Genomic DNA, 19,585 nt, shown 5'->3' on the forward strand with positions numbered 1-19,585 from the left:
TACAGAAAATCATAAATTTTTCGTTTTATATTTTAAACTTTTAAAATAATTATTATTTTATGTGATATTAAAGTTTGTATTTGTAAGAAAAAAAAGAATAAAAGAGGCTCTATAGATATAAGTATAGAGCTTTTTAGATATTAATCTTTAGGAAGTAGCTTCACAGGTACGATTTGGAACTCGTCCATATTCCATACACCATTTTGTACATATGGTTCATTTTCTAACCACTCATTTATCTCATCATCACTTTCAAAATCAACAAAAAGTGTAGAACCAACCATTTGATCCTCTTCAATTAAGGCACCTGCATTTATGATTTTACCTTCTGCTATCATTTTTTTTGCACCAGCAACATGTGCATCTCTAACTTCAAGTCTTTTTTCTAAGGCACCGTCATTATCATAGGCTATTACTAGGTATTGCATGGGGAACTCCAATATTAAATTTGAAAGTATTTTATCATTTAATATTTACAAAAGGTTTAAGATGAAAATTAAAGATTAAAATAGTTTTCTGATAAAAGAAAAGTTATAGGGTAAATAATTGCATTTAGATATCTAAAAAGAAAGTTCATTTTTATATTTGGCATTACCTCTTCCAAAGCTATATTACTCTCTATTTTTTTTATAATATTTAGTTTTAAAGCTATATCCATAAACTTAACACCAATAATACTAAGCATTAAAAAACTGTTATTATGTAAGTATATAACTAAAAAAAGTGAATATATAAATCCAAGATTTAATATAAAAAAAAGAAAAATGCTTTTTTTATATATTGCGTAGTTGTTGTGGATTACTCCATATAAAGTATCTGATTTTTGCCAATTTGATTCAAAGATTTCAATGGCTATGAAGATAAGGAAAAGTGAGATTATATCCATAGTTTTATTAGGGCCTAAGCCCTAATATTATTCCTCATTTGGTTTAAGAAATTTAACTTTTTTGTTTTTGTATAGACCAGTTCCAACAGGAATTGTTCTACCAATAACAACGTTCTCTTTTAAGTCTTCTAACATATCCATTTTTGCACTAATTGCAGCCTCTGTTAGAACTTTTGTTGTTTCTTGGAACGATGCAGCAGAGATAATAGAGTCTGATGTTACAGCAGCTCTTGTAATACCTAATAATAAAGGTTCAGCAATTGCTGGTCTACCACCAAGTTTAATTATCTTTTCATTCTCTTGGATAAATCTTTTCTTAGAAACCATATCACCAATAATAAACTTAGTATCTCCACCTTCAATGATAGATACTTGTCTTAACATTTGAGATAAAATTACCTCAATATGTTTATCAGCAATATTAACCCCTTGTGATCTATACACTTGTTGTACTTCAGAAACAATAAAGTAATGAAGTGCTTTTTCACCTAAAATTTTAAGTACATCATGAGGAGAAACTTGTCCGTCTGTTAATGCTTCACCAGCGTGTACGAACTCTCCATCTCTTACTAAAATTTGTTTAGATTTCTCTACAAGGTACTCTACTCTGTTTCCATTTTCATCTGTTACATTAATTCTTTGTTTATTTCTAAGTGGTTTACCAAATGTTACCATCCCATCAAATGATGCAAGAACTGCAATATTTTTTGGTCTTCTTGCTTCAAATAACTCAGATACTCTTGGAAGACCTCCAGTAATATCTTTAGATTTTTGTGTAGCTTTTGGCGTTTTACCTAAAATATCTGCAACTTTAACCTCTTGTCCTTCATTTACAAAAATTGAAGTTTTTGGATCAAGTGCATATCTAATTAACTCTTTTTTATCAGTTGCAACAACTATTGTTGGTTTATAACCAGCTGGAATATACTCATTTACAACTAATTTAGATGAACCTGTTAACTCATCAAATTGCTCTGCAACAGTTACACCTGGGATAATATCTTCAAATGCAATTTTACCGTCTTTTTCAGCAATTGTTGGGTTAGAATATGGATCCCACTCAGCGATTACAACTTGCTCATTTGAAGCTGGAAGTGCAATAACACTGTCTTTTTCTACAGGAGTATTGTTGTCAAGTTGAACAACAGAACCTCTTGAGATATAGTGTCTTAATGCTTCTCTTCCCTCTGCATCAACGATAACTGCAAACATACCTTTTTCATGTACAACTTCACCAGAATTGATGTCTTCTCTTCTTTCTAAGTAGTCCCCATGAAGTTTGTAATATTTTACAAAACCTTTAGCTCCAGAGATTAGTGTAGAAGTGATAGGCGCACCATCTTCAACTTTTAATAAAGATGCGTATGGAATCCTATTTGGTACATTCCATCCACCTTTAATCATCTCAACGATAGACTCATTTTTCTCAACTTCAACACCATCTGCATGTGGTAAATATAGTTTACCTTCAACTTTACCAGAAACCCCAGCAAGTTCATTTGCTTTTGCAACATCATTTTTTCTAAGGTAATATTTTTTCTCTTCTTTTCCATTTGTAATAGTTAAAACAGTCTCTTCGTGAATAGTTTCAACAGTTACATTACCTTTAAATGGTGCATTAATTTTTGGTTCACAAAGTAAAATACCTGCATTTCTTCTGTTTGCAACGATATGTCTACCTTCTCTATCAATATGTGTTTTAATATTGTAGTATCTAATGAAACCTTCTTTATCTGCTCTTAACTCTCTCTCTGTTTGAGTTGCACTTGCAGTTCCCCCAACGTGGAATGTTCTAAGTGTTAGCTGTGTTCCTGGTTCCCCAATTGATTGAGCAGCAACAACTCCTACAGCCTCACCTGGTTTAGCTTTTCTTTGCTCACCAAGGTTTAGACCATAACATTTTGAACAAAGTCCATTTTCCTCTTTACAAGTTAGTGGAGTTCTAATAACAACTGATTTTACTTCTGCTTCTGCAACTACTTTTGCATCCTCTTCTGTAATTAAAGTACCCTCTGCAAATAAAATCTCATTTGAGATTGGGTCAATAATATCTTCAGCAATAACTCTACCTGTAATTCTCTCTTCAAGTGACTCAATAAGCTCATTCCCTGAACTAATATCTGTAATTTGAATACCTTCGTGAGTACCACAATCTTCATTTGTGATTCTTACATTTTGAGATACATCAATAAGTTTTCTTGTTAAGTACCCTGCATTTGCTGTTTTAAGAGCTGTATCCGCAAGACCTTTTCTAGCACCGTGCGTAGAAATAAAGTACTCAAGAACGTTTAGACCTTCTCTAAAGTTAGAGATAATTGGTGTCTCAATAATAGAACCATCTGGTTTAGCCATAAGACCCCTCATACCAGATAACTGTCTAATCTGAGCAGCAGAACCCCTAGCTCCTGAGTCAGCCATCATATAAATAGAGTTAAATCCATTTTTATCTGTTTTAACAATATCCATCATCTCTGAACCAAGTATATTATTAACCTCTGTCCAGATATCAATAATTTTGTTGTATCTCTCTTGCTCAGTTAATAAACCTTGAGAGAATTGTCTTTGAACTTCAATAACCTCTTTTTTAGATTTTAAAATATGTTCAGGTTTTGAAAGTGGTACTTTAATATCATCAATAGAAACAGAGATACCTGCATCTGTTGCATATCTAAAACCTAAGTTTTTAAGGTTATCTAAGAATCTTGGAGTTACTTCATATCCACCATGTTTATAGATGTAATCAACTAATGCTCCAATATCTTTTTTCTTCAAAATTTTATTCCATAATTCAACAGGAACAAATGATGGTAAGATTTCATGAACTATTAGTCTACCAATAGTTGTATGAATAACTTTATCATCAATTTTAGTTCTAATTTTTGCATGAAGATCAACTTTACCCATCTCTAATGCAATTTTTGCTTCATTTACATCAGCGAATAGTTTATGTTCACCTTTTACTCCCTCTTTCTCTAATGATAGATAGTAAATACCTAAAATCATATCCTGTGAAGGTACTGCAATTGCTCTACCAGATGCTGGAAGAAGAATATTCATAGAACTCATCATCAAAATCTTAGCTTCTGCAATAGCTTCTTGAGATAGTGGTACGTGCACCGCCATTTGGTCCCCATCAAAGTCGGCGTTGAATGCCGCACAAACTAGTGGGTGAAGCTGAATTGCTTTTCCATCAATTAATACTGGGTGGAAAGCTTGAATTGACAATTTGTGAAGAGTTGGTGCTCTGTTTAATAAAATTGGATATTCATCAACAATCTCAGATAAACACTCCCAAACTTCATTTGTTGCAGACTCAATTAATCTTTTAGCTGATTTAAGAGTTGTTGCATAACCTTTCTCTTCTAATTTTGCCATCAAATGTGGTTTAAACAGCTCAAGAGCCATTTTTTTAGGGATACCACATTGATCCATATTTAAAGATGGTCCAACAACGATTACAGATCTTCCTGAGAAGTCAACCCTTTTACCAAGTAAGTTTTGTCTAAATCGTCCTTGTTTCCCTTTAATAATTTCAGAAAGAGATTTAAGAGGTCTTTTATTAGCTCCCTTAACAGCATTTGCAGTTTTACCATTATCAAATAGTGCATCAACTGCTTCTTGAAGCATTCTTTTTTCATTTCTAATAATGATTTCTGGTGCATCAAGTTCTGTTAATCTTTTAAGTCTATTATTTCTGTTTATAACTCTTCTATAAAGGTCATTTACGTCTGAAACAGCAAATTTACCACCATCAAGAGCAACAAGTGGTCTTAAGTCTGGTGGAAGAACTGGAAGTTTTGTTAACATCATCCACTCTGGTCTATTTCCAGAATTGATAAAGTTTTCAACAACTTTCAATCTTTTTACAATTGTTTTTCTTTTTGCTTCAGATTTAGTTCCGTCCATTTCTTCTTTTAAAGAGTGAAGGAGTTCAATTAGATCTATAGTTTCAAGAAGTTCTTTTACAACATCTCCACCCATATTTGCTTCAAAGCCTGTGTGTTCAAACAAATCAGAGATAGTTCTGTATTGCTCTTCATTTAAGATATCATATTTTTCAACTTTTTTAGTTTTTTCATTATCATAATAAGCATCACCTGGCTCATTTACGATATATGCTTCATAATATAATACTCTTTCTAAATCTTTTAATTTAACACCTAATAGTGTTCCAATTCTTGTAGGAAGTGAGCTTACCATCCAGATGTGTGCAACAGGAGATACTAAATCAATATGTCCCATTCTGTGTCTTCTAACTTTTGATGATGTTACTTCAACACCACATTTTTCACATACAACACCTTTGTATCTCATCTTTTTATATTTACCACAAAGACACTCATAGTCTTTTACTGGTCCAAAAATTTTAGCACAAAATAGACCATCTCTTTCTGGTTTTAAAGTTCTATAATTGATAGTCTCAGGTTTTTTAACTTCCCCTGATGACCAAGATAGAATTTTTTCAGGACTAGCAAGTCTTAACTGAAAAGCAGAGAAATCTTGCGGTCTCTCTAATTCTTTTACTTCAATTGGCTGTAAAATTTTTTTGCTATTACTCATTATCTTCTACCTCTTCGAAAATCTCTACATCTAACCCTAAGGCTTTTAACTCTTTTGTTAATACGAAGAATGTTTCTGGAACACCAGAAGCTGGAACATTTTCACCGTTTGCTATAGCTCTATAAGCTCTTGTTCTACCCTCAACATCATCTGATTTTGTTGTAAGCATCTCTTTAAGAACGTTTGTAGCACCATAAGCTTCAAGTGCCCAAACCTCCATCTCTCCAAATCTTTGTCCACCAAATAGTGCTTTACCACCAACTGGTTGTTGTGTTACAAGTGAGTAAGGTCCAGTAGATCTTGCGTGAACTTTTTCATCAACTAAGTGGTGAAGTTTCAACATGTACATATAACCTACGTTTACTCTCTCTTTCATTTTATCACCAGTTTTACCATCAAAAAGTGTAGTTTTACCATCACTATCGATTTTTGCTAACTCAAATAGTCTTGCAAACTCTTCAGTTTTTGCACCATCAAATACAGGAGTTGCAAATCTAACACCTTTTGACCAGTCTCTTGCGTATCTTATCAAGTCTTCATCAGATAAAGACTCCATAAATTTCTTACCATCCATTAGTTTAGCAACATCAGCAATCTCAGCCATTTTAGCTCTAAGTTCAACAATAAAATCTGCTTTTTTAGCATCAAAGATATCTTGAATTTGGTATCCAAGTTTTCTTCCAGCTAGACCTAAGTGAACCTCTAAGATTTGCCCAATATTCATCCTTGAAGGAACCCCTAGTGGGTTAAGAATAACATCCACTGTTGTACCGTTTTCTAAATATGGCATATCAACTTGAGGAACAATGTTAGAAACGATACCTTTGTTACCGTGTCTTCCCGCCATTTTATCCCCAACTTTGATTTTTCTCTTAGTTGCAATATAAACTTTAACTTGTTTAATTACACCACTTGGTAAAATATCATCATGCTCAAGAACTTGAAGTTTCTCTTCATGCTCTTCTCTTAGAGTTGCTTTTTGTTTAATAAAGTACTCTTTAATATCATTGTATGCTTTTTCAATCTCATTTGAATATGAAGATACTACTTTTTTCATTGCAAATCTGTTTACACCAGCAAGCACATCAACAGGGATACTTCCACCTGCTTTATATACTTTTCCATCAAGTTCAACATCACTTGCTAAAGGAGTTTTTGATAAAAGATCATTGATTTTTAGAATCTCTTCTCTATCCAACATCAATAACTTATCATGGTGTTTCATATCAAGTTCAGCTTTTTCAGACTCAATCTCAGCAATTGCTCTTTCGTCTTTTTCATAACCTTTTTTAGTAAATACTTTTACATCAACAACTGTACCTTCCATAGAAGTTGGACAGTATAAAGATTTATTTATAACGTGACCTGCTTTTTCACCAAAGATAGCTCTTAATAGTCTTTCCTCTGGTGTTGGTTTGATTTCACCTTTTGGTGTAACTTTACCAACAAGAATCATTCCTGGTTTAACAAAAGTTCCAACTTTTACAATACCTGAATTATCTAAGTGTGTAATAGATTCCTCTTTTACACCTGGAAGATCTCTTGTAATCTCTTCATTACCATGTTTTAATTCTCTACACTCAACCTCTTTTTCATAAATATGAACAGAAGTAAATGCATCTTCCTCAATTAATCTTTGAGATAGAATAATAGCATCCTCATAGTTATAACCATTCCATGGCATAAAGGCAACCATTGCATTAACACCAACTGCAAGTTCTCCATTATCCATAGATGGACCATCAGCGATTACTTGCCCTTTAGTAACAATATCACCCTCTTTTGCAACAGTTCTTTGTCCAAAAGATGTATTATTGTTTGTTCTAACATTTTTATTTACTTCATAGTGATCAATAAATGCACCTGATTCATCTTCACCTCTGATGTAAACATTTTTTGCATCTACTTTTTCAACTATACCAGCTCTTTTAGCTTTAATAGCTTCCCAAGCATCTCTTGCAACAATTTTTTCTAAACCTGTTCCAACAATAGGTGCATTTGGTCTTAATAATGGAACAGCTTGTCTCATCATGTTTGATCCCATAAGTGCTCTGTTGGCATCATCGTGTTCTAAGAATGGAATAAGTGAAGCCGCAACCCCCATAACCATTTGTGAAGAGATATCAATTAGATTTACTTTACTTCTTTCAACAAGTAAAATCTCACCATCTTGTCTTGCTTCAATTAGAGGTTCAATAATTTTACCATGGTCATCAACTTTAGTTGAACCAGGAGCAATAATCATACCTTCCTCTTGTGTAGCAGTTACATAAACAATCTCATCACTTACAATGCCATCTTGAACTTTTTTATATGGTGCTTCAATAAATCCTAAATCATTAACTTTTGAGAAAGTTGATAAAGTATTGATAAGACCAATATTTTGTCCCTCTGGAGTCTCAACTGGACAGATTCTTCCGTAGTGAGTTGGGTGAACGTCCCTAACTTCAAACCCTGCTCTTTCTTTAACTAAACCACCCTCACCAAGTGCTGAAAGTCTTCTTTTATGAGTAACTTCAGATAGTGGGTTTGTTTGGTCCATAAATTGAGACAATTGTCCAGATGTAAAGAACTCTGTAATTGTTGATGTAATCATTTTAGAGTTAACTAAATCGTGTGGCATTATATCTTCTAATGTTCCACTTAATGTAGTCATTTTATCTCTAATTGCTTTTTGCATTTTGATAAGTCCTGAGTGTAACTCATTTGCTAACAACTCACCAATTGCTCTAATTCTTCTGTTTCCTAAGTGATCTCTATCATCTATGTGTCCATGACCAGCTTTTACTTTTACAAGATATTGAACTGTTTTGATAATATCTTCATAAGTAAGTACTGTTACATACTCAGGAACACTTACACCTAACTTGTGGTTCATTTTCATTCTTCCAACTTTTGTTAGGTCATATCTTTCTGGATCAAAGAATAGTTTTTTAACAAACTCTTTAGCTGCTTCTTTTGTTACAGGTTCACCTGGTCTCATAACTTTATAAATTCTAATTGCTGATAGGTCATTTTCATCATCAATTTGTTCTGTTTGTTTTAAAAGTTTAAGTGATTCTGCATCAGCTTTAAATGCGTTGATAATAGAATCATCAACTCCACTTGCTAAGTCATTTGCAATATCAAAATTATCAAATCCTAAATCAAGAAGTTTTTTAAGTTTTAACTCATCAAGAGTAGTTAAAGCATCAAATAATACTTCTCCTGATTCTGGATCATAAATTGTATTTGCTGTAGATCTGTCCATTAATAAATCAACTGGATACTCTACAAGTTTAAGACCACCATCAACTAAAGCTTTACCTTTTCTAGCTGTAAGTCTTTTTCCAGCAGCAATTACTAGATTACCTTTATCATCTTTAATATCAAATTCAACTCTTCCTGTAAAGTCATCAGGATTAAATTCAGTTAAAAATTTATTATTTTTAATTTTAATATTTAAGATTGGGTAGAAAAGTTTAATAATATCTTCTTTTGAGTAACCAAGGGCTCTAAATAGAATTGTAACAGGAACTTTTCTTCTTTTATTTATTCTTACATATAATACATCTTTTGCATCATATTCAAAATATAACCAAGAACCTCTATCTGGAATAATTTGCCCTGTATAAATTAATTTATTACCAGAAGTATTAGACTCTTCTTCTTTAAAGATTACACCTGGAGATCTATGTAACTGATTAACAACAACTCTTTCAACACCATTTACAATAAATGAAGTTCTATCTGTCATTAATGGAATTTCTCTGATGAATAAAGATTGCTCTTTCATATCTCTAACACCAATTTTTTCACCAGTTTTTTCGTCTAAATCCCATAGTGTTAGTCTAATATTGATTTTTAAAGGAATTGAATAAGTCAATCCTCTAACCATAGATTCTCTTACATCATATTTTGGTTTTCCAACTTCACTTCCTAGATATTCTAAAGTGATTCTGTTTTGAGCATCATGAATAGGGAATACAGATTTGAAAACCTTTTCAATACCAGCCTCTGTTCTATCATGTTTTCCTATCATTAGGAAGTTTTCAAAAGAACTTTGTTGTAGTTGTAATAAATTTGGAATTTCGATTTGTTGAGGATTTTTTGCAAAATCAACTCTAAGTCTATTACCAGATTTTAAAGAGTTTAACATTGTCGACCTTATAAAAAATGTGGTTTCTTTTTTTAGCTTTGTATATAAAGCGCAAAAGCATCCTTAAAGGATAGGGTTAAAATTTGGCCTCAAATTCTAACCTTAGCCTTCAAAGATGCTAGTCTTTATACAAGGCAAAAGCCTTGTATAACATCAAGAGTGTAAAAAATTACTATTGTAATTCTACAACTGCTCCAGCTGCTTCTAATACAGCTTTTGCAGCTTCAGCGTCTTCTTTAGAAACACCCTCTTTAACAACTGCACCAGCTTCTTCAGCCATTGCTTTTGCTTCTTTTAATCCAAGACCAGTAAGTGCTCTAATCTCTTTAATTACGTTGATTTTTTTAGCACCTGCGTCTTTAATGATAACATTAAATTCAGTTTTTTCTTCTGCAGCTTCAGCAGCAGCACCAGCAACTGCTCCACCAGCAACTGCAACAGGTTGTGCAGATACACCAAATTTTTCTTCGAATTCTTTAACTAATTCTGATAATTCTAATACAGATAAACCAGAGATGTATTCTAATACGTCTTCTTTAGAAATTGCCATTTCATTTTTCCTTATTTTATTTTTTTATTTAATTTTAAATTTAATATCAATGTTGCGTCTTACGCAGCCTCTTCTTCTTTTTTTCTTCTAAGAGCATCAAGCCCAATAGTAAAGTTTCTAACAGGTCCCATCCAAACAGATGCAAGCATTCCAAGAAGCTCTTCTCTAGATGGTAATTTAGCAAATGCATTAACTCTATTAATATCTGCAATTTGTCCTTCGATAATCCCAGATTTAATAGCAAATTTATCTTTGTTTGCAGTTGCAAATTTATCAGCTACTTTACAAGCAGAAATTTGATCTTCAGACCATAAGAAAATGTTAGTTCCAGATAATTCAATATCTCCTAACTCAGCATTTTTAACAGCAACTGTTACTAAAGTATTTTTAGCAACTTGAACTTTTGTTCCACTGTTTTTAGCCTCTTTTCTTAATTCTTCTAATTTCTTGTGAGTTAAACCTTTATAATCACATACTACAATAGCTTGTGAACCTTTAAACTCAGAAGTTAAGAAATCAATTACTTCAGCTTTTTCTTGTTTAGTCATTCTATATTCTCCTTTCAAAACATCCAACTTCGGCAGGATTTACAAGAATCCGGAGTTGACTCTAACCGGCTGTCTTCAGTTTTAGTGTAGTGCTTTGATTAACACTCAAACATAAGGATTAAAGAATCCTTACTATTGAATGTTAATTAAATAAGGGGAAACCCTTATTTAATATCCATTAATTCTAATACATCAACATTAACTGATGGTGACATAGTTAATGAAATTGCAGCATTAGTAATATATCTACCTTTTGCAGATGCTGGTTTAGCTTTGTTAATTGCTCCAACGAATGCAGAAATATTTTCTCTAATTGCATCTTCAGTAAATGAAACTTTTCCAACAGCAGCATGCATATTTCCTTTTTTATCAACTCTATATGCAACTTGACCACCCTTAGCATCATTAACTGCTTTAGTAACATCCATAGTAACTGTTCCAGTTTTAGGATTCGGCATTAAACCTTTTGGTCCTAGGATTCTTCCTAGTTTACCAACTAATCCCATACAATCAGGAGTAGCAATTAAAACATCAAAGTTAATCTCTCCACCTTGTACAGTTTCTACTAAATCATCATTACCAACAATATCAGCACCAGCTGCTTTAGCTTCATCCATTTTTGCACCCTTAGCAAATACTGCAACTCTTACAGTTTTACCAGTACCATTTGGAAGAACTACTGCACCTCTGATCATTTGATCTGCATGTCTTGGGTCAACATTTAAGTTTAATGCAACTTCTACTGACTCATCAAATTTAGCAGATTTCAATTCTTTAACTTTTGCACAAGCTTCAACTAATGAATAGTTTTTATCTTCAATTTTTTCTGCTAATGCTTTGTATCTTTTTGAAACTTTTCCCATCTTATTCTCCGCAATTTATATTTTTTTTGCTACCGCTGTTTAAAGCCAAGTGGTAAGGCTACTTTGAATATTATAATTCAGTATCAATTCCCATTGATCTAGCAGATCCTGCAACAATTTTTGCAGCTTGCTCTTTATCGTCTGTATTTAAATCTGCGATTTTCATATCAACGATTTCCATAATTTGATCTTTAGTAAGTTTTCCAACTTTGTTTTTAAGTGGATTATCACTACCTTTTTTTACACCTGAGATTTTTTTAATTAAATCTGTCATTGGTGGTTGTTTTAAAACAAATGTAAAACTTTTATCGTTGTAAACTGAAATTTCAACAGGGATTGTATATCCTGCTTTATCTTTAGTTTTTTCGTTAAACGCTTTACAGAATTCCATGATGTTAACCCCTCTTTGACCAAGAGCAGGACCAACAGGTGGTGATGGATTAGCAGCACCAGCAGGAATTTGAAGTTTTAAAATATTTTCTACTTTTTTAGCCATCATATTTCCTTTTTAAATTTTTATTGTTTTTAATGTGATTTAGGCATTAGGCAAGAAAACTCAAAGGAAGCTGAAGTTTTTTTGCCTAATGCCTAAAGTTTATTATTTATATTACTCTTTCTACTTGAGTATAATTTATTTCAACAGGAGTATTTCTTCCAAAAATTGAAACATTTAATTTTAATAATCCTGAAGCCATATCAAAATCTTCAACCACACCGTTAAAGTTTGCAAATGGACCCTCATTGATTCTAACCATTTCACCTTCATCGAATGAAATTTTTGGTTTAGCTGCTGCTCTATTTTGAACTTTGTCAATAATAGAATCAATATCTTTTTTAGATAATGGAGTTGGTTTTTTTGATTCACCAATAAATCTTCCAACTTTTGGCATTGATTGAATTCTATGCCAAAGGGCAGTATCTAAATCTATTTTAGCAAAAACATATGCTGGATATAAAGGTCTCTCAACAATAGTTTTATTACCTTTTTTTACTTCGATTAAATCCTCTGTTGGAACTAATACTTCAGCAATTCTATCATCACCCATTTCATCAGATAATCTTAATAGAGCTCTTTTTACAGTTAATTCACTTCCAGAGTGTGTTTGTATCGCGTACCATTGTTGTGCCATTAAAATATCCTTAGTTTATTAATGCTGATAAGCTTAGAGACATAATTGCATCAATTAATGCTAAGAAAAGTGAAATTACAGTTACAACTACAAATACAGATAAATAAGCTGATCTAATTTGTTCTTTAATAGGAAAAATTACTTTTAAAAGTTCTTCTTTAGCATCTTTATAATATTTTTTTAATTTGTTCACAATCGACTCCAAAATTCTAAGCTTATAAATTTTTTTAAAAGAAGTCGAAACTGCTTTTAAAAAAATTTAGTGGCAGGCCAGACAGGACTCGAACCCGTAACCATCGGATTTGGAATCCGGCGCTCTACCATTGGAGCTACTGACCTACGTAAAACACAGTTAAGTGTAGCCTTCTTACGAAGACTTTAACTTAACCTCTTTATGAATTGTGTGTTTTTTTAATCTTGGACAATATTTTTTTATTGCCATTTTTTCTGTATATGTTTTTGGATTTTTGTAAGTAGTGTAGTTAATATCACCACACTCCTCACATTTTAGTCCAATTTTTATGCTTACACCATTACCCATAAATCATCCTTACTTGATAACTTCAGCAACAACTCCAGCACCTACAGTTCTACCACCTTCTCTAATAGCAAATTTAGTACCTTTTTCTAGAGCAACTGGAGCAACTAATTCAACTGTCATTTCAACGTTATCACCTGGCATAACCATTTCTGTACCTTCTGGTAAAGTAATTGATCCAGTAACGTCAGTAGTTCTGATATAGAATTGTGGTCTATAACCTGAGAAGAATGGAGTATGTCTTCCACCCTCTTCTTTAGAAAGGATATAAACTTCAGCTCTAAATTGTGTATGTGGAGTGATTGATCCTGGCTTAACAAGAACTTGTCCTCTTTGAACATCCTCTTTTTTGATACCTCTTAAAAGAATACCAGCGTTATCACCAGCAACACCTTCATCCATCTCTTTTCTAAACATCTCAATACCAGTAACTGTAGTTTTCATTGTATCTTTGAATCCAACAATTTCGATCTCTTGAGCAAGTTTAATTGTACCTTTTTCAATTCTACCAGTAACAACAGTACCTCTACCTTGGATAGTAAATACGTCTTCTACAGGCATTAAGAAATCTTGGTCAGCATCTCTTTCTGGAGTTGGAATATATTCATCAACTTGATTCATTAATTCATAAATTTTTTCTGACCACTCACCAGCAGTACCAGATTTAGCTTCTTCTAAAGCTTGGAATGCAGAACCAGCAACGATTGGAGTGTCATCACCTGGGAAATCATACTCAGATAATAATTCTCTAACTTCCATCTCAACTAATTCTAACATCTCTTCTTTATCTTCATCATCAAGTTGATCTTCTTTATTTAAGAAAACAACGATGTATGGAACACCTACTTGTTTAGATAATAGAATGTGCTCTCTAGTTTGAGCCATTGGTCCATCTGTAGCAGCAATAACTAAGATAGCTCCATCCATTTGTGCAGCACCAGTAATCATGTTTTTAACGTAGTCTGCGTGTCCTGGACAATCCACGTGTGCGTAGTGTCTTTTTTCTGTTTCATACTCAACGTGAGAAGTAGCGATTGTAATCCCTCTTTCTCTCTCTTCTGGAGCGTTATCAATTTGATCGTAATCCATTGCTTTAGCACCAGTTTTAAGTGATAAACACATAGTAATTGCAGCTGTTAAAGTAGTTTTACCGTGGTCAACGTGACCGATAGTACCAATATTTACGTGCGGTTTTGTTCGCGCGAATTTTTCTTTTGCCATAAAATTCCCCTTAAAAAATTTTGGTTGTTGTTGCCCTCTGAGTAGATAAGTCCAATAACTTCTCTATTCAGAGGGGATTGTTTTATTAAATTACACAAAAAAAATAGTAACTAATTTTTTCGTGGATTGGTATTTTACTTAAAAAATACTAAAAAGAACTTTAATGGGAGATTTTTTGTATAAAAAAGGAGTTATAAATATGCGTTATAACTCAGCTCCCAGTAATCAATAAATTAATGGAGCGGGAGACGAGACTCGAACTCGCGACAATCTGCTTGGAAGGCAGAAGCTCTAGCCAACTGAGCTACTCCCGCAACATTACGTGGTGGTGAGAGAAGGATTTGAACCTTCGAAGCCATAGGCGGGAGATTTACAGTCTCCTGGATTTGACCACTCTCCAACCTCACCGTTGAAAAATTATTGTTCTGGTCAAGCGCTGATCTTTTTAAGATTACGCACGACATTAAAAAAATGGAGCTGGTGAAGGGAGTCGAACCCCCGACCTGCTGATTACAAATCAGCTGCTCTACCAACTGAGCTACACCAGCTTCCGAATTTAAGTGGTGGCGCGGGGCAGAATCGAACTGCCGACACAAGGATTTTCAGTCCTTTGCTCTACCGACTGAGCTACCGAGCCGTCTTAAATTGGAGTGAAATTATACACATTGGATTATTAATTTAAGCTTAATTGGAAAACAAATTTTTTAAATTCTTCTCCTCTTTGTTTGTAAGAAGAAAATTGATCAAGTGAAGCAGCTGCAGGTGAAAGGATTGCAACGCTGTTTTTATCGTGTGTTTTAGCTATCTCTTCAACTGCATTTTTAAGGATATTACACTTTAAAATTTTTATATTATTTTGCATACAAAAATCAAAAATTCTCTCTTGATTAGTTCCAATAGCATAAACTTCTACATCTAAATCTTTTATATACTCAAAAAGTGGTTTAAGATTTGCTCCCTTATCATCTCCTCCAAGTATTAAATAAATCTTTTTATCTTTATATGGGACAAGGGCATTAATAGTCGCATCTACATTTGTAGCTTTACTATCATCAATCCACAATCTTGAACTTTTATCAAAAAATTCTTCAACTTTGTGTTCATCAATTTTAAAACTATTTATTCTTTCATAATCGACCTCATCAAAGATTATCTTTTTTGAAGCTAAAGCCATTAGAGCATCTAATAAAAATGGTTCTTTGAAAGATATTTTTTCTTTTTTTATACCAAAATAACTACAAAGATCATCACTGTTTTTATATGTAATTTTCATTGCACTTGTTGGATAATCTTTAAACTCTTCTGGAATTATTGCAATTTCACCTTCAACCATCATATCAAGTGGTTTGAGTTTCGCTTGTTTATACTCTTCAAAACTTCCATGCCAAGTTATATGATCTTCTGTAATTGGAAGCAATATATAGAGATTTGGTTTTGCTCTTTTTGTATAATAGAAGGTAAAAGAAGAGGTTTCTAATATCCATATTGGAGCATCTTTATCTAGTTTTGTTATTGGTGTACCTATATTTCCACCACAAACACTACCTTTGCACTCCAAAAGATGTTGTGTCATCTGTGTAGTAGTTGTTTTTCCATTTGTTCCACTAATCCAGATAGAAAAAGGCATCTCATCATAGACTAAGTCATAATCACTTTGGATATTTTTAGAAGATTTTACCATTTTATTATATGGTGGGATTCCAGGACTTACAATAGTAATCTCATTTGAGTCTAAATCATATTTGTCAAAATCAGAGTCATCATATAAAACAACATCTTCTAAACTATCTTTTATAGCTTGGGCAGTTAAGCCTTTACCTAAAACTCTAATCATAAATTAAGCCTTATCTGATTTTTAATGATAGAAGAGCAACTAAATTTGCCATAAAAGAGATTATCCAGAATCTAACTATAATCTTATTCTCTTTCCAGCCTTTCTCTTCAAAGTGGTGATGAATTGGTGCCATTAAAAAAATTCTCTTTTTTCTTAACTTATAAGAACCAACTTGGAGTATAACTGAGACTGTCTCTATTACAAAAACAAGTCCAATTAAGATAAGCAGAATCTCAGATTTAGCAACAATTGCCATATAGCCCATAAAAGCACCTAAAGGCAGAGAACCACTATCTCCCATAAATACTTGGGCAGGATGACAGTTGTACCATAAAAAGGCAATAAGTGCACCAATTAATGAAGTTCCAACAATTGCCAACTCACCTGATAATTGGATACTTGGAATAAATAAATAAGATGAAAATACTGAGTGACCTGTAACATACACAAGTCCAGAAAGAGTTACAAATGCCATAATTGAAGGCACTGTAGCAAGTCCATCTAAACCATCAGTTAAATTTACTGCATTTGAAGCAGAGACCATTACAAGAGCCCAAAATATAACTGCAAAAAAACTCATATCAAAAAGCGGATATTTATAAAATGGCGTATATAGTGTTGTAGTATGATGATAAACAACTAAAACAACTGCAATAATAGTTGCAAAAAGAAATTGTAAAATCAATTTGCCCCTTGGAGACAAACCAGCAGAGTTACTATTTTTTATAATTTTTGAAATATCATCTTTAAAACCTATAAGAGAAAAAGTTCCTAAAGTCAATAAAGCTCCAACAACATAAAAGTTATTTAATTTTGCTGTAAGAAGTGTTGCAATTAGACTTGAAAAAATAAAAACGACTCCTCCCATTGTTGGAGTTCCTACTTTTTCTTGGTGAGAATTTGGTGCATATTCATAAATAGGCTGAGAAGCCTTTTTTGATTTTGCCCATTTTACAAACTTTGGAAGTAGATACATTGTTAATGAAAAAGAGATGAAAAATGCAATTCCTGCACGAACTGAAATATATTGAAATATATTTATATCTAAGTGTCTATAAAACCAGTAAAACAAATTTAAACCTTCAATTTGGTATAATCCGCGTTGATTATAATACAATGTACTTTTTAAAAGGTTTAAACAATGAGTAAAAAAGCAATATTAATTATAACAGATGGGATTGGATTTAATAAATCAGAAAATTATAATGCATTTGTAAATGCAAATACTCCAACCTACGATTATCTGTTTAAAAATGTACCTTATTCACTAATCCATACTTATGGAAAACATGTTGGACTTCCTGATGGACAAATGGGGAATAGTGAAGTAGGACATATGACTATAGGAAGTGGTAGAGTTCTGTATCAAGATTTAGTTAAGATAAATATGGCTATAGAAAACAACACTTTAAAAGATAATGAGATTATTAAAAATACACTCTTAAAATCAAACAATATTCACCTTATTGGACTTGTTAGTGATGGGGGAGTTCACTCTCATATAGAACATATAATTGCTTTAGCAAAAATAGCAAAAGTGAATGGAAAAAAAGTATTTATTCATGCCATCACTGATGGTAGAGATGTTGCACCAAACTGTGCAAAAGAGTATATTGAGCAACTTCTTAATATATGTGATGAAGATATTAGCCTAGCAACAATCTCTGGAAGATATTACTCTATGGATAGAGATAATAGATGGGAAAGAGTTCAAAAGGGTTATGATGCAATTGCCTTTGCAAAACCAAAAACTACTAAAGATGTATTAACATATATTGATGATTCATATAATAATGAGATATTTGATGAATTTTTAGTTCCAACTGCGTTTGAAAATTATATGGGATTTAATGAAAATGATGGAGTAATTTTCTGCAACTTTAGAAGTGATAGAATGAGAGAACTTTCAAATGTTGTAGCAAATGCTAAGTTTAGTGAATTTAAGAGATTTGAGAAAAATTTAAACATTGCTACAATGACACAATATGACAAAAATCTTCCTCTTCCTATAATTTTTCCAAAAGAAACTCCCAAAAATACTCTGGCAGAAGTCATTTCAGAGGCTGGTTTATCTCAACTTCATACTGCTGAAACTGAAAAATATGCCCATGTTACCTTCTTCTTTAATGGAGGAGTTGAAGAACCTGTTTTAAATGAAAGCAGAGTTTTAATTCCTTCGCCAAAAGTTGCAACCTATGATTTAAAACCCCAAATGAGTGCTCCTGAAGTTTGTCAAGAGGTTTTAAAAGGGATGGATGCAAATATTGATTTTATAGTTGTAAACTTTGCAAATGGGGATATGGTTGGTCATACTGGGGTTTATGAAGCAGGTATAAAAGCAGTTGAAGCAGTTGATGAACAACTTGGACTCATATTAGAAAAAGCTAAACAAAAAGAGTATGCTCTTATTTTAACAAGTGACCATGGAAATTGTGAAATGATGAAAGATGAAGAGGGGAAAACCCTTACAAATCATACAGTTGGAGATGTTTTTTGTTTCATAATGGCAGAAAATGTAAAAGAGGTTAAAGAGGGAAGTTTAAATAATATAGCTCCAACTGTTTTAAAACTAATGAATCTTGAAAGACCTAATGAGATGGATGAGGCTTTAGTTTAATGACAAATGCTGTAGAGATTAAAAAACTTACAATAACTACTAAAGAGAAAAAGTTAGTAGATATTAGTTTTAAAATAGAAGAGTCTACAGCACTGATTGGACAAAGTGGAAGTGGTAAATCTTTGACTCTAAAATCTATTTTAAATCTATTGCCTTCAAATTTAGAACTTAAACTTGAAGTTGATTCAGATTTTGAATTAAGTAGTAAAACAATAGGATTTATTCCACAAAATCCTTTTACTTCACTCTCTCCTATGACAAAAATCAAAGAGCAATTTTTTTGTCAAAAAGAGAGAAAAGAGAAACTTTTTGATTTAGTAGGTTTAGACAAAAAGCTTTTAGATAGATTTCCAAGTCAATTAAGTGGGGGACAACTTCAAAGGGTAGTTATTGCAATTGCTTTAAGTAATGAGATAAAACTTCTACTTTTGGATGAACCCACAACAGCATTGGATGAAAACTCTAAAAAGGTTATATTAGAGTTAATTTATAAATTACAAAAGGAGTTAAATTTTTTAACACTTTTTGTAACTCATGATATAAACTCAATTATAGATGTGTGCAAAAATATTGTTATTATAAAAGATGGAGAGCTAATTGAAAAAGGTAATACCATAGAGATTTTAAAAGAGCCTAAAAGTTCATACACAAAAGAGCTAATTAACTCAACTTTTAATAACAAAGAATTTAGGAAATAGTT

Annotated in this window: 16 protein-coding genes and 5 tRNA genes; 2 read left to right on the top strand and 19 right to left on the bottom strand. The window is 32.5% G+C overall.

The features are described from left to right. Positions 1-140: 140 nt before the first annotated feature. From AEBR_RS12565 to mraY, 19 genes are all read right to left on the bottom strand, one after another. The gene (locus AEBR_RS12565) at positions 141-428 is read right to left on the bottom strand and encodes a YciI family protein (RefSeq protein WP_129088082.1); all 288 of its coding nucleotides are present in this window, start codon (positions 426-428) and stop codon (positions 141-143) included. A gap of 68 nt (positions 429-496) precedes the next feature. Beyond that, complete coding sequence (locus AEBR_RS15500) at positions 497-685, bottom strand: hypothetical protein (RefSeq protein WP_228712201.1); 189 nt, start codon at positions 683-685, stop codon at positions 497-499. A 228-nt stretch (positions 686-913) separates the two neighbouring features. After that, entirely contained in the window at positions 914-5,446 is a 4,533-nt protein-coding gene (rpoC, locus tag AEBR_RS12575) for a DNA-directed RNA polymerase subunit beta' (RefSeq protein WP_129088080.1), read from the bottom strand. Next, positions 5,439-9,584 (bottom strand): DNA-directed RNA polymerase subunit beta, encoded by a 4,146-nt coding sequence (gene rpoB, locus AEBR_RS12580; RefSeq protein ID WP_129088079.1) that lies wholly within the window; start codon positions 9,582-9,584, stop codon positions 5,439-5,441. Before rpoB ends, rpoC begins: the two co-directional genes overlap by 8 nt. Before the next feature lie 172 nt (positions 9,585-9,756). Continuing rightward, positions 9,757-10,134, bottom strand: a complete 378-nt coding sequence (rplL, locus tag AEBR_RS12585) for a 50S ribosomal protein L7/L12 (RefSeq protein ID WP_129088078.1) — start codon at positions 10,132-10,134, stop codon at positions 9,757-9,759. A gap of 59 nt (positions 10,135-10,193) precedes the next feature. After that, positions 10,194-10,682: a 50S ribosomal protein L10 gene (gene rplJ, locus AEBR_RS12590; protein WP_129088077.1), complete on the bottom strand. Its 489-nt coding sequence runs from the start codon at positions 10,680-10,682 to the stop codon at positions 10,194-10,196. Between the two features lie 164 nt (positions 10,683-10,846). Continuing rightward, positions 10,847-11,545 carry a 50S ribosomal protein L1 gene (rplA, locus tag AEBR_RS12595; protein WP_129088076.1) on the bottom strand — a complete coding sequence of 233 codons (699 nt, stop codon included), beginning with the start codon at positions 11,543-11,545 and terminating at the stop codon, positions 10,847-10,849. A 70-nt stretch (positions 11,546-11,615) separates the two neighbouring features. After that, a complete protein-coding gene (rplK, locus tag AEBR_RS12600) occupies positions 11,616-12,041 on the bottom strand; it encodes a 50S ribosomal protein L11 (protein ID WP_128983374.1) in 426 nt (141 codons plus the stop codon). A gap of 106 nt (positions 12,042-12,147) precedes the next feature. Continuing rightward, positions 12,148-12,675: a transcription termination/antitermination protein NusG gene (gene nusG, locus AEBR_RS12605; protein WP_128983372.1), complete on the bottom strand. Its 528-nt coding sequence runs from the start codon at positions 12,673-12,675 to the stop codon at positions 12,148-12,150. A gap of 10 nt (positions 12,676-12,685) precedes the next feature. After that, positions 12,686-12,868 carry a preprotein translocase subunit SecE gene (secE, locus tag AEBR_RS12610; RefSeq protein WP_129088075.1) on the bottom strand — a complete coding sequence of 61 codons (183 nt, stop codon included), beginning with the start codon at positions 12,866-12,868 and terminating at the stop codon, positions 12,686-12,688. Between the two features lie 70 nt (positions 12,869-12,938). Continuing rightward, a tRNA-Trp gene (locus AEBR_RS12615) sits at positions 12,939-13,014 on the bottom strand. A gap of 28 nt (positions 13,015-13,042) precedes the next feature. Next, entirely contained in the window at positions 13,043-13,216 is a 174-nt protein-coding gene (gene rpmG / locus AEBR_RS12620) for a 50S ribosomal protein L33 (RefSeq protein WP_128983368.1), read from the bottom strand. 9 nt (positions 13,217-13,225) lie between these two features. Then, positions 13,226-14,434, bottom strand: a complete 1,209-nt coding sequence (gene tuf, locus AEBR_RS12625) for an elongation factor Tu (RefSeq protein ID WP_129088074.1) — start codon at positions 14,432-14,434, stop codon at positions 13,226-13,228. A gap of 237 nt (positions 14,435-14,671) precedes the next feature. Then, a tRNA-Gly gene (locus AEBR_RS12630) sits at positions 14,672-14,748 on the bottom strand. A 9-nt stretch (positions 14,749-14,757) separates the two neighbouring features. After that, positions 14,758-14,842: transfer RNA gene (locus tag AEBR_RS12635), tRNA-Tyr, on the bottom strand. A 64-nt stretch (positions 14,843-14,906) separates the two neighbouring features. Next, a tRNA-Thr gene (locus tag AEBR_RS12640) sits at positions 14,907-14,982 on the bottom strand. Between the two features lie 13 nt (positions 14,983-14,995). Further along, positions 14,996-15,071 (bottom strand) — tRNA-Phe (locus tag AEBR_RS12645). 36 nt (positions 15,072-15,107) lie between these two features. Further along, positions 15,108-16,268 (bottom strand): UDP-N-acetylmuramoyl-L-alanine--D-glutamate ligase, encoded by a 1,161-nt coding sequence (gene murD, locus AEBR_RS12650; RefSeq protein WP_129088073.1) that lies wholly within the window; start codon positions 16,266-16,268, stop codon positions 15,108-15,110. A gap of 10 nt (positions 16,269-16,278) precedes the next feature. After that, positions 16,279-17,340, bottom strand: coding sequence for a phospho-N-acetylmuramoyl-pentapeptide-transferase (gene mraY / locus AEBR_RS12655; RefSeq protein ID WP_129088072.1), 1,062 nt, complete (start codon positions 17,338-17,340; stop codon positions 16,279-16,281). Positions 17,341-17,409: 69 nt separating this feature from the next. Here mraY and gpmI point away from each other — a divergent pair, with 69 nt between their 5' ends. After that, the gene (gene gpmI / locus AEBR_RS12660) at positions 17,410-18,885 is read left to right on the top strand and encodes a 2,3-bisphosphoglycerate-independent phosphoglycerate mutase (protein WP_129088071.1); all 1,476 of its coding nucleotides are present in this window, start codon (positions 17,410-17,412) and stop codon (positions 18,883-18,885) included. Beyond that, a complete protein-coding gene (locus tag AEBR_RS12665) occupies positions 18,885-19,583 on the top strand; it encodes an ATP-binding cassette domain-containing protein (RefSeq protein WP_129088070.1) in 699 nt (232 codons plus the stop codon). The genes gpmI and AEBR_RS12665 overlap by 1 nt, the downstream gene beginning before the upstream one ends. The last annotated feature ends 2 nt before the right edge of the window (positions 19,584-19,585 follow it).

The sequence above is a fragment of the Halarcobacter ebronensis genome (genome assembly GCF_013201825.1).
In the GTDB taxonomy this organism is placed as follows: domain Bacteria; phylum Campylobacterota; class Campylobacteria; order Campylobacterales; family Arcobacteraceae; genus Halarcobacter; species Halarcobacter ebronensis.